The sequence below is a fragment of the Clostridium chromiireducens genome (assembly GCF_002029255.1).
In the GTDB taxonomy this organism is placed as follows: Bacteria; Bacillota; Clostridia; order Clostridiales; family Clostridiaceae; genus Clostridium; species Clostridium chromiireducens.
Window position 1 is genome coordinate 41,932 of sequence record NZ_MZGT01000011.1, and the last position, 12,052, is coordinate 53,983.

Below are 12,052 nucleotides of genomic sequence, written 5' to 3' on the forward strand. Positions count from 1 at the left end.
TATAATTTTTTATTTCACATAAATTTCACAAAAGAGTTTTATTATGTATTTGTAACCAGATATGATTGGATTGCAAATATATTTCTGTTAAATGATTTAATTAAAAGGAGAAAGTGGATATGAAAAAGAAAAAAGTATTAGGTATTGTCATCGCATCTGTAATTGGAATTTCAAGTATTATTCCAGCGTTCGCTGATACTGTAGGTTCACAACCTCAAACAACCAATACTACAGTACAAACTGAAACTAAAAAGTTAACACAAGAAGAAAAATTTGAAAAACTTACTAAGAGAGCTGCAAAACTAGAAATAGATGTTACTGGTTTGACGAATGAGCAAGCAACAGATAAAATAAGGACTGCAGAAGCGTCAAAATTAGGTGTAGACATTACAGGGTTATCTAAAAAAGATGCAAAAGTAAAAATAAAAGCAGCTATTGAAGCTAAGAAACAAGAAGTAACAGAGAAACTCGAAGATAGAGCTGCTAAATTAAATGTGGATATCACGGGATTAACAGGTGAGGAAGCAAGAGATAAAATAAGAAAAGCAGAAGCAGCAAAATTAGGTGTTGATATCACTGGGTTATCAAAAGAAGAAGCGAAAGAAAAGATAAAGGCAGCTGTTGATGCAAAAAAACAAGAAGTGACTGAAAAGATTAAAGAAAAAGCAACAAAGCTTGGTATAGATATTTCAGGTCTTACTAATAAAGAAGCTAGAGAAAAAATAAAAGAAACTCGTCAATCAACTAAAGCCACAACAAATAGTGTATTGAAATAAAGTTCAATAGAGGAAAATTAAACTATGCAAAGTAGATGCTTGCATAGTTTTTTTATTATTAAAATTCGTAATTAGGTAACATGAATTGCGAAATAGCATATTTTATATGTATAACCAAGTAAAGATATAGAAGTTATATGAAAAGATGGATTTATAGTATCACAGTTAAATAAAATATATTCTTAAATTAAAAGAATAACTATAAGTAACTTTTGGCCTAAATTAAAAAGGGAGGAGAAAGCGATGAGTTCAAGAGAATATTTTGATAATATTTCTTTAAGTTGGAACAAGATGCGAAGTGAATATTTTAAAGATGAAGTAAGGGAAAGAATATTGCAGAAATTAGATGTGGATAGTAAAGTGGTCGGAGATTTAGGTTGTGGGACTGGATTTATTTCGTTAGGACTTGCTCTTAAGAATGCCAATATTGTTTTTGCAGTAGATCAATCTTTAAATATGCTTAAGGAATTAAAAAAAGAAAGTCTTAATAGAAATCTAAAGAATGTATACCCTATTAGGTCTACATTGGAGGAGTTAGTTTTATTTGATGAATCTTTAGATGCAATAACAATTAATATGGCACTTCACCATGTAGTGAATCCGGCGAAAAGCTTAAAGGAAATGTACAGAGTATTAAAAAACGGAGGGGTAGTAGTTATTTCTGATGTATATAAGCACAATGGCACCTGGGCTAGGGAAGAAATGTACGATGAGTGGTTAGGGTTTAGCGAGGAAGAGATAATAAGGTGGTTAAGTGATTCTGGATTTAAAAATATTAAAATTGAAGATACAAAATTAGAAGCAGTAGGTATATCAAGTAAAGGAGAATACACCAAAACAGGTATATTATTAGCTACAGCAATAAAATAATGGATTAATGCATAGTATAGATTTATTGAAAGTGGTAGCTTACATGGAATTTAGTAATAACAGTTTAAAGAAACAAAAGAAACTTGAATTTTATGCCGAAAAATTCAAGTTTCTTTTGTTAATATGTTACTAAAATGAGTTTTGATTAGAAAGTATAATTTCATTATATAATGATATCGTAAACATTGTATATTTGTAAATGTTATCAAAAATAATGATTAAATTTGTATTAAAAAGCTGAATATTATTCTTGAATATAAAAATAAATAGTTGTATAATACATACTGTTAGCATACGAACAATATGTGTAGGAATAATTAATTGATGGAGGGGTAATATGAAAAAAACTATGTTAGTTTGTTTAGTTATGGCAATGATATTAAGTGGTTGTAGTTCTACAAGTAGTACAAGCGTAGATAATAACTCACAAACTACTCAAAATACAGAACAACAATCAAATGTTAAGTACATAATGGCTGGAAAAATTGATGCAAATGATCAGGCAAATGTAGCTTCAAAGATTGCAGGGAGAGTTTCACAGGTGTTAGTTGATGTTGGTTCTAAGGTGAATGCAGGGGATACTGTTATACAACTAGATACACAAGATTTGCAGGCACAAGTGGACCAGGCGCAGGCAGCAGTTAAAACCGCTCAGGCAAATTTAACGAATGCTATGAGTACTGCACGTCCTGAGCAAATAGCTCAAGATCAAGCATCATTAGATAGTGCAACTGGAAATTATGAAGTTGCTAAAAAAAATTATGATCGTACGAAAGCTTTATTTGATTCAGACGCCGCTACACAGCAGCAACTTGAAACAGCACAGCAACAGCTTACTGCAGCAGAAGCACAACAAAAGACAGCTCAAGAAGTATTAAATATGCATAAAAATGGTGCAACAGAAACAAGTATAGATATTTATAGGGCACAGGTAGATCAAGCAGAAGCAGCTTTAAAGATTGCACAAACATCATTGGGGAATGCAACTATAGCAGCACCGATTTCAGGAACAGTAAATGCTAAAAGTATTAACGTAGGAGAGATGGCATCAGCAAATACGACGCTTCTTTCAATATCAAATGCAAATGCTTTAGTTGTAAATGCTTATGTGCCAGCAGATATTGTTGGTCAATTTAAAGAAGGACAAGATGTAACTGTAAAGGTGTCTGAAGTAGATAATACAGAGTTTCAAGGAAAAATATCAGTTATAAACTCTAAATTAAATGCTCAGAGTAGAAATATTTTGGTTAAAGTAGCATTATCAGATCCGAATTCAGTATTGAAACCTGGTATGTTTGCTGAAGTTGGAATAAAGGAATAAGGGAAGAGGTGACTGAAATATGAAAGAAAAGCGTAAAATATTAATTATTGGAATATTAGTGGCAATTGTGGCAGCATTAAGTAGTATAGCATTTTATTATTGGTATGAAAATACATATTATGTTTCGACAGAAGATGCAAAAGTTAATGCTGATTTCGTAAGTGTAACTCCTCAAATTTCAGGTAAGTTATTAGAACTTAATGTTGGAGAAGGAGACAAAGTGACAAAGAACGAAATATTGGCTCGTCAGGAAATGAATAATCTTCCAGATACAAGTGTAGAGCAATCTTTAGTTAGATCACCTATTGATGGAATTGTTGTAAAGAAGCAGGGAACTGTTGGGGAACTTTTATCAACAGGTCAAACTTTAATTACATTAGTTGATCCAAGTAAGCTTTATATTTCTGCGAATATAGAAGAAACAAAACTTGGAAAAGTTAAAGTTGGACAACCGGTTGATATTACAATAGATCAATATGACTCTGAGAAATTTAGTGGAAAAGTAAAAACTATTGGTGAAGTATCTAATTCGGCTATATCACTATTGCCATCATCAACAAGCGGAACTTTTACTAAGGTAGTTCAAAGAATACCTATAAAAATCGAACTTGATAGTTTTAATGAAAAGATTCTCCCAGGAACAAATGCAATTATTAAAATTCATATTAAATAATGAGGTGATGTAATGGGAGAGAGTAATAAAGATTCGTTAATGAATAGTTGGTTAGCGCTAGGCGTAGTTGTAATAGGTACTTTTATGTCTATACTCGATAGTAGTATAGTAAATATTGCTCTTCCTAAAATGATGTCTGTTTTTGGAGTATCTTTAGATGATATAAAGTGGGTATTGACCGCTTATACTTTAGCACTTGGTGCGATTATACCTCTTACAGGATATTTACAAGAAATTTTGGGTGCTAAAAGAGTATATATATTTGCTTTGGCGATGTTTACAGTAGGATCCATGTTGTGTGGTGTTTCTTGGAGTAATACCAGTATGATAATATTCCGTGTCATTCAAGCTATCGGTGGTGGAATGATAATGCCAGTAGGAATGTCTATAATATATCAAGTATTCCCTAGAGAAAAAGTAGGATTAGCTCTTGGCTTCTGGGGAATAGCATCTATGGCAGCACCGGCAATAGGGCCAACTTTAGGCGGATATATCATAGAAAAGATGGATTGGAGACTTATTTTTAATATCAATGTACCAATTGGTATAATTGGAGTGATATTGGGTACAATTGTATTAAAGGGTGCTGAAAGGAAGCCTTTTAAATCTTTTGATATAATTGGATTTATATCTTCTACAGTAGGTCTAGTTAGTGTATTATATGTTTTAGGGGAAGGATCATCAATTGACTGGTCCAAGCTTGAAAATCCAATATTGATGACTCTTGGATGTTTAAGTCTTGTGCTATTTGTAGCTAATGAGTTAACGCACCCAAGCCCTCTCTTAGATTTAAGAGTATTTAAATTGTTTGATTTTACAATAAGTCAGATTGTAACTAGTGTCTTGACATTGGCGATGATGGGGGGGATTTATGTATTACCTTTATTTTTGCAAAATGTCAGAGCCTATACACCGATGGAAACTGGATTAATGATGTTGCCAGGAGCATTAGTAATGGGAGTTTTAATGCCAATCAGTGGTAATCTTATGAATAAGGTAGGGGTAAAAGCACTGGTTATCCCAGGGCTTTTAATACTTGCAGGATCTTCATTTGAACTTGCAAATGCCATAAATATGAACTCTAGCAAAGAGCATATTGTACTTATTAATTGTATAAGGTCTGTTGGAATGGGATTAAGTATGATGCCAATTAGTACTAGCGGTATGAATGTTGTGCCTGCCCATTTAATTAGCAGGGCATCAGCTCTCTCAAATACTTTAAGGCAGATAGCGAGTTCGGTTAGTGTTACTCTAATGTCTACACTTATACAAGGAAGAAATGATTATAATTATGCCAAATTATCAGAACAAATTAACGTATATAATAAAACAGCAATAGATACAATAAGTACACTGACAAAAGCATATATGGGCATGGGGATGCAGCAAAGTGCTGCTAAAGCGTCTGCATTATCTTACATAACAAGAATGATTGGAAGTCAGGCTTATTTGGATGCAATGGCTTATGCGGTTACGGTAACTGTTGTTATTGTATTCGTAGCTATATTTCTAGCTTCATTTATGGGCGTGAAAAAAACACCTAAGAAAGAAAATAAGGAAGGTGAAAAAAATGAACCGACAGGAGGAGTCCTTGTCTCCGAATAATGAGTTAGTTCAAGAACAAGCTGATGAAATACTTGGAATATTTAAAAGTATCAAAAGATCTCTTAGTTGTAAATATGAGAAAATAGCAAAGGAATATGGATTTACGGCTCCGCAGTTAGGGGTTATATTTCACCTATATATGGTGCCGTCAATTACTCTTAATGAGTTAAGTGACTATATGAGCTTGACGAAAAGTACAGTTTCGGGAATAGTAGATCGTTTGGCTAAGCAAGGTGTTGTAAATAGAGAAATCCCAAAAGATAATCGAAGAATTGTCAAGTTATCAATTTCAGAGGAATTTAAAAAAAATAATGATATATTTGCCATAAAGAAGAGATTTTTTGATGAATTTATACTGAATTCAATAAAGGAAATGGACCCAGAAGAAGTAGATAAAATTATTTATGGCTTGCGACAATTAAGTGTATTGTTAAAAGATGATAACTAGATAAAGAAAAAGTTATTTTATAAAATCAGTTGTAGCATTTAAAGTTAATATAATAGATAACAAAAAACCGTATTGATAAAGTTAATACGGTTTTTTGTAGTGTGATTAAGTATTGAAAAATGGTAATAAGAGAAAGTCCATAGGGAGCTGGATAATAAAAATCACCAAAATGAACTTTATTAATTATATAAGATTTCCAAGGAACTAAATTTGATGGAATAATAATTTTGCACATGATTTTTTTGCTTATACTTAAAGTAAAATATGAAGCTAACTAACAAGTTTTATGAATTAATAAAAAGTTCTTTATAGATTTTAATTGTGTTAGCAATATAATTAAATTATGACTGTTTTTGTCGAAAATATATACATAATTAGGTATCTATTATATTATTTTAATATAAAAATTAAAATTTAGAAATAGGAGAGAGAAAAGTTTATGTCAGAAAATAATAATAAAAAAATTGTTTGGTACACTTTGGCATTTATGGCATTTTCGACAGTTTGGGGATTTGGGAATGTTATTAATGGATTTTCTGAGTATAATGGCTTAAAGGCAATTATATCTTGGATATTAATTTTTGCAATTTATTTTGTACCATATGCGTTAATGGTAGGGGAATTGGGATCAGCATTTAAGGAGTTTGGTGGAGGAGTCAGCTCATGGATTAACGAAACTATAGGTCCTAAAATGGCATACTATGCAGGTTGGACATACTGGATAGTACATATGCCTTATATTTCACAGAAGCCATCAGGATTTATTATCGCAACAAGCTGGGCTATTTTCCAAGATAAAAGAATTAGTAGTATGAATCCTATGTTTTTGCAATTATCATGTTTAGTAATTTTCTTGATAGGATTATATATTGCATCTAAAGGGTTAAATCCATTAAAAAAATTAGCGACCCTTGCAGGTACATCAATGTTTGTAATGTCAATATTATTTATTATTTTAATGGTAGCTGCTCCTGCAATTACTGATGCTCATTTAAATTCTATTGATTGGTCGTTAAAAACTTTTATGCCAACATTTGATGTTAAATTCTTTACAAGTTTATCTATCCTAGTTTTTGCGGTAGGTGGCTGTGAAAAAATTTCGCCTTATGTTAATGAAATGGAAAATCCTGAAAAGGGTTTCTCGAAGGGAATGATTACATTAGCAATTATGGTTGCTGTATGTGCGATTCTAGGTACTATTTCACTTGGAATGATGTTTGATTCGAGCAATGTTCCAAAAGATTTAATGACAAATGGAGCATATTACGCATTCCAAAAGCTAGGTGAATATTATCATTTAGGTAATTTATTTGTTGTTATATATGCTATTACAAATATGATTGGACAGTTTGCGGTATTGATTATATCAATTGATGCACCTTTACGTATGTTACTTGATAGTGCTGATAAGAATTTTATTCCTGAAAAGATGTTTGTAAAAAATAATCATGGAGCATATAAAAATGGTCATAAATTAATTCTAATAATTGTATCTATATTGATAATTGTTCCAGCTTTCGGTATCGGAAATGTAGACGAGCTAGTAAAATGGTTAGTTAAATTAAATGCTGTTTGTATGCCGCTACGTTATTTATGGGTATTTGCTGCTTATATTGCGTTGAAAAAAGCAGGAGAGAAGTTCATGCCGGAGTATCAATTTGTAAAAAGTAGAGTATTGGGTATGATAATTGGAATTTGGTGTTTTGCATTTACGGCTTTTGCATGTATTAGTGGGATGTATTCTAAGGATACTTTCCAACTTGTACTTAACATCATAACTCCGTTTATACTTATTGGATTAGGTCTGGTTATGCCTTATTTTGCTCGTAGAAATAATAAGTAATTATATATTCGTTTTGCGAATTAAAAATTATGTAGATGTATCGAATTAAAGTAGATAATTACTTTAATTTAGGTATTACAACCCTGGATAATATAGTTCGCCCTAAGCTTATCTTATGCTTAGGGCGATTTTTTTATAGTGTAGGATGGTTTAGGCGAGAAACTATATTTGTAAAGGGACTGATAGAGATTCAGTAATTGAGAGTGAGCGAAATGCTGAAGGAAATGTAATTGAGCTAAATCGAAGTGGAAAATAAATAATTGTATGTAATAAACTATTAATATAGAATATTAAATAAATAGAATATAAATGGAGGGTTTAGATATGGAAAGACCTAAGTTTGCTTTTATGCTTATGGGACCTAAATATGATAAAGATAAACATAATGTGTGTTTTGAAACAGAAACCAAAGATACTTATATTGTGTCTGTAAATAATTTTGAGGAAGCTTGTGAAAAGGCTAAGGAACTTTCTGAAAAAGGTTTTGGGGCGTTGGAACTATGTGGTGCCTTTGGGGAAGAAAAAACAAGAAAACTTATAGAAATAACTGAAGGAAAAATGGCGATTGGATATGTAACTCATTTTCCTAGTGAGGATGATAAGTTTGTAAAATTTTTTGGAAGAAAATAAATTACGATAAATGAGCATAGGAGGAAAGATGTCTGATATTAAAGATTTTGAAGTAAATAGCGTAAACAACTCAGCAAAACCGCTAGGAGAACAGATTTCGGAACGTATAATTCAATTAATTATAGAGAATGATTGGAAAGCTGGTGATAAGTTACCTAATGAGTACGAACTTGCAGATAAACTTGATGTAGGAAGAAGTACTATTAGAGAGGCTATAAAAGCTTTAGTTTCGCGAAATATTTTGGAAATAAGACGTGGCGCTGGAACTTTTATTTCTGAAAAAGGTGGAGTTGCAGATGATCCGTTGGGGTTGACGTTTGTTAAGGATAAATATAAGTTGGCTCTTGATTTATTAGAAGTAAGATTTATGATAGAACCATCCATAGCATCTATAGCTGCAGTAAAGGCTACGAATGAAGAAATCGAAAAAATGTCGAGCTTGTGCGATGAAATAGATGAGCTCATTCTGAAAAAACAACCGTATCTAGAGAAAGATATAGAATTTCATGCTGCTATAGCGAAAAGTAGTAAAAACTTAGTTGTAGGAAATTTAATTCCTATTATTAACAGATCCATTGCAATATTTATTGATATTACTAATCAAAAGTTAAGAACTGAAACAATGGAAACACATAGAGAAATTTTAAATGCAATTAAAAATCATGATGCTAACGGTGCACGTGATGCTATGTTTTTACATTTAGTATATAATAGAAGAAATATTAAAACTATTATAGGGAAAGAAATTACTAGCTAAATATTTGATATAGGAAAATACATCCGATCTGATTAGAGAACGGATGTATTTTTTTGGAATTATTGGTTATACATCAGATGTATTTTAAAGAAAGAGAAGAAAAAATCAAGAGTATAAGTTGGGTTATGGATAGAATATGTAAAAATATTTTAAGAAAAAGGTTTTTGAGAAATAATATTGACAAAAACATAGGTTGTGATATTATAAATACATCAGATGTATTTAAACGGTATCAAATATTAACTAGGAGAGAAGTAGTATGATTAGTCAAGAAATAAGAAAAATTGCACCAGAAATGGACCCACTCCGTAGGGGAATGGGATGGACAACCGAGGACCTGGCAAAGCCACAAATTATTGTAGAAAGCACATTTGGGGACAGTCATCCAGGGAGTGTTCATCTCTTGAAATTTGCTAACAAAGCTGTAGAAGGGATTACTCAGTCGGGAGGAAAAGGAGCAAGATATTTTGCAACAGATATTTGCGATGGAATGTCACAAGGACATGATGGAATAAATTATTCTTTGGCATCTAGGGATACATTAACTTCATTAATAGAAATTCATGCCAATGCAACACCGTTTGATGGTGGAGTATTTATTTCAAGTTGTGATAAAGCAGTGCCTTCGCATCTTATGTCTATTGGAAGATTAAATATACCAGCTATTATAGTTACTGGAGGAGTAATGGAAGCAGGTCCAGATTTATTAACATTAGAGCAAATAGGTGCTTATAGTGCTATGTGTCAGCGTGGAGAAATTACTGAAGAAAAATTAACTTACTATAAAGAAAATGCTTGCCCGTCTTGCGGGGCTTGTTCATTCATGGGAACAGCAGCTACAATGCAGGTAATGGCAGAAGCGCTTGGATTAATGCTTCCAGGAAGTTCATTAATGCCCGCTACATGTGAAGATTTAGAGGATGTTGCATTGAAGGCTGGTAGACAAGCTGTAGAATTAGCTAAGATGAATCTTCGTCCAAAGGATATTGTTACAATTAAAGCCTTTGAAAACGCTATTCTTGTTCATGCGGCTATATCAGGATCTACTAATTCACTTTTACATTTACCAGCTATAGCTCATGAATTTGGATTATATATTGATGAAGAGACTTTTGATAGAATACACAAAGATGCACATTATTTGTTAGATATACGCCCAGCTGGGAAATGGCCTGCTCAGTATTTCTATTATGCTGGAGGAGTACCGGCAATAATGGAGGAACTAAAACATTTACTTCACTTAGATGTAATGACAGTAACAGGTAAAACTTTAGGTGAAAATTTAGAAGAACTAAAGAATAATGGATATTATGAAAAATGTAATAGTTATTTAGAAAAAGTTGGATTAAAGAGAGAGGATGTCATTCGTCCGTTTAATAATCCAATAGGTACCAATGGATCAGTTTCAATATTAAAAGGAAATATTGCTCCAGAAGGTGCAGTTGTAAAACATTCTGCGGTTCCAAAAGAAATGCATGAAGCTGTATTAAAAGCAAAACCTTTTGATAGCGAAGAGGATGCAATTAATGCGGTTTTAAAGAAAATAATTAGACCAGGAGATGCAGTTATTATAAGATATGAAGGTCCAAAAGGAAGTGGAATGCCAGAAATGTTCTATACAACAGAAGCGATTTCTTCTGATGAAGAGTTGGCTGCAAGTATAGCACTAATAACAGATGGTAGATTTTCAGGAGCGTCTAAGGGGCCGGCAATTGGACATGTTTCACCGGAAGCTGCAGTGGGTGGACCAATAGCATTAATAGAAGAAGATGATTTGATTGAAATTAATATTTCCAAAAGAGTACTACAGATTATCGGAATAAAAGGTAAGAAGTGTAGCGAAGAAGAAGTAAAGAAAGCACTAGAAGAACGTAAAAATAATTGGAAGCCAAGAAGGCCTAAGTATGAGTCGGGCATCTTAAAGCTATTTTCAGAAAATGCAGTATCACCAATGAAGGGTGGATATATGAAATAAATTAATATACATAAAGTAAGGTTTCTACCAATCTAAGATATAGATTATCTATCGTTAGGTAGAAACCTTATTTGTAATATATAAATAAAATCTATTTTTGCTCCTCAACAGTATATTTTCTGCTCTGGATAGTTTTATTTTGTTTCATAAGATTTATATCGATATGTTTACCGTTTGCAAGTATTCTTAGATATAGATAATCTATAATAGTTATTTGTGAAATATACGATGAAAGCTTTTCAATAACCGTTTTAGGATTAATAGGGTAAGTATATATAAATTCATTAACCATTTTCGCAAAAGGAGAATTTGGATTACTTGATAAACCTATTATAGGAACATTATGATCTTTTAATATATCTACAAGTGCAATAGTATCTCTATTCATACCAGAGTTGCAAAACACTAGTGCTAAATCATCAGAACTTAACTGTGATGTTAATTTTAACTGCATATGATAATCTGCATTGCATATACAAAATAAACCGGTATCTATGAATTTATTATATGAATTTAAAGCTAATTCTCCAGATGAACCTAGACCTAAAAAAGCTATTTTCTTGGCTCCCATCATAGTTTTAGCTATTCTATCTAATAAGGATGTATCTAGTTTATTAGAAGTTTCTTGAATATTATTCGCATATAAATCGGTCATATATTTGTATGCATTTGATGAAGCATCAATACTATTTTTTTTATTTTCGTTCAAATTGTTTGTAACTTCACCAGCCAATGATACTTTAAAGTACTGATAGCCAGAATAACCAAGCTTCTTTACAAATCTGAATACTGTGGCATCAGATACATTAAGCTCTGTCGCAAAATCTTCAATTGTATAATATAAGACCTTTGTTGGGTTTTTTAATATAAAATCAGCTATAATTCGTTCTTTTGAGCTGAAACTATCATATCTATCGCTAATTTGTAATAAGCAACTATTTTTCAAGTAATTCAACACCTTTCAAGTAATTCCTAGATAGTTTTAGAATAAAGATTTTAGAATCTTTATTTTATTATAGCATAAAATACTAATTAGAAAAAAAGAAAATGAAATAAAATTTCATGTATTGAAATTTTATTTCATATGTAGTATAATTTGAATCAAGATAATGAATAATAAATTTAGCGGCCGAAAATATTTGATGTCATTATTG

Annotated in this window: 12 protein-coding genes; 11 read left to right on the plus strand and 1 reads right to left on the minus strand. The window is 31.8% G+C overall.

What is annotated here, in order from left to right; translation table 11 throughout:
• Positions 1–119: 119 nt before the first annotated feature.
• The 11 genes from CLCHR_RS05305 (at position 120) to ilvD (ending at position 10,898) form a co-directional block, all read left to right on the plus strand.
• On the plus strand, positions 120–776 hold the full coding sequence (locus CLCHR_RS05305) for a hypothetical protein (RefSeq protein WP_079438658.1): 657 nt from the start codon (positions 120–122) through the stop codon (positions 774–776).
• Between the two features lie 243 nt (positions 777–1,019).
• Positions 1,020–1,646 (plus strand): class I SAM-dependent methyltransferase, encoded by a 627-nt coding sequence (locus tag CLCHR_RS05310; RefSeq protein WP_079438659.1) that lies wholly within the window; start codon positions 1,020–1,022, stop codon positions 1,644–1,646.
• A 337-nt stretch (positions 1,647–1,983) separates the two neighbouring features.
• Positions 1,984–2,967: an efflux RND transporter periplasmic adaptor subunit gene (locus CLCHR_RS05315; protein WP_079438660.1), complete on the plus strand. Its 984-nt coding sequence runs from the start codon at positions 1,984–1,986 to the stop codon at positions 2,965–2,967.
• A gap of 19 nt (positions 2,968–2,986) precedes the next feature.
• The gene (locus CLCHR_RS05320) at positions 2,987–3,640 is read left to right on the plus strand and encodes an HlyD family secretion protein (protein WP_079438661.1); all 654 of its coding nucleotides are present in this window, start codon (positions 2,987–2,989) and stop codon (positions 3,638–3,640) included.
• A 12-nt stretch (positions 3,641–3,652) separates the two neighbouring features.
• On the plus strand, positions 3,653–5,245 hold the full coding sequence (locus CLCHR_RS05325) for a DHA2 family efflux MFS transporter permease subunit (protein ID WP_079438662.1): 1,593 nt from the start codon (positions 3,653–3,655) through the stop codon (positions 5,243–5,245).
• On the plus strand, positions 5,211–5,693 hold the full coding sequence (locus CLCHR_RS05330; protein WP_079438663.1) for a MarR family winged helix-turn-helix transcriptional regulator: 483 nt from the start codon (positions 5,211–5,213) through the stop codon (positions 5,691–5,693). The genes CLCHR_RS05325 and CLCHR_RS05330 overlap by 35 nt, the downstream gene beginning before the upstream one ends.
• Before the next feature lie 439 nt (positions 5,694–6,132).
• Positions 6,133–7,536 carry an amino acid permease gene (locus tag CLCHR_RS05335; RefSeq protein ID WP_079438664.1) on the plus strand — a complete coding sequence of 468 codons (1,404 nt, stop codon included), beginning with the start codon at positions 6,133–6,135 and terminating at the stop codon, positions 7,534–7,536.
• A 324-nt stretch (positions 7,537–7,860) separates the two neighbouring features.
• Entirely contained in the window at positions 7,861–8,166 is a 306-nt protein-coding gene (locus CLCHR_RS05340; RefSeq protein ID WP_079438665.1) for a DUF6506 family protein, read from the plus strand.
• A 28-nt stretch (positions 8,167–8,194) separates the two neighbouring features.
• Positions 8,195–8,923: a FadR/GntR family transcriptional regulator gene (locus tag CLCHR_RS05345; protein ID WP_079438666.1), complete on the plus strand. Its 729-nt coding sequence runs from the start codon at positions 8,195–8,197 to the stop codon at positions 8,921–8,923.
• 77 nt (positions 8,924–9,000) lie between these two features.
• A complete protein-coding gene (locus CLCHR_RS05350; RefSeq protein ID WP_139376212.1) occupies positions 9,001–9,186 on the plus strand; it encodes a hypothetical protein in 186 nt (61 codons plus the stop codon).
• The gene (gene ilvD / locus CLCHR_RS05355; protein ID WP_079438668.1) at positions 9,183–10,898 is read left to right on the plus strand and encodes a dihydroxy-acid dehydratase; all 1,716 of its coding nucleotides are present in this window, start codon (positions 9,183–9,185) and stop codon (positions 10,896–10,898) included. Before CLCHR_RS05350 ends, ilvD begins: the two co-directional genes overlap by 4 nt.
• Before the next feature lie 91 nt (positions 10,899–10,989).
• Here ilvD and CLCHR_RS05360 read toward each other — a convergent pair whose 3' ends face one another.
• Entirely contained in the window at positions 10,990–11,844 is an 855-nt protein-coding gene (locus CLCHR_RS05360; RefSeq protein WP_079438669.1) for a MurR/RpiR family transcriptional regulator, read from the minus strand.
• Between the last annotated feature and the right edge of the window lie 208 nt (positions 11,845–12,052).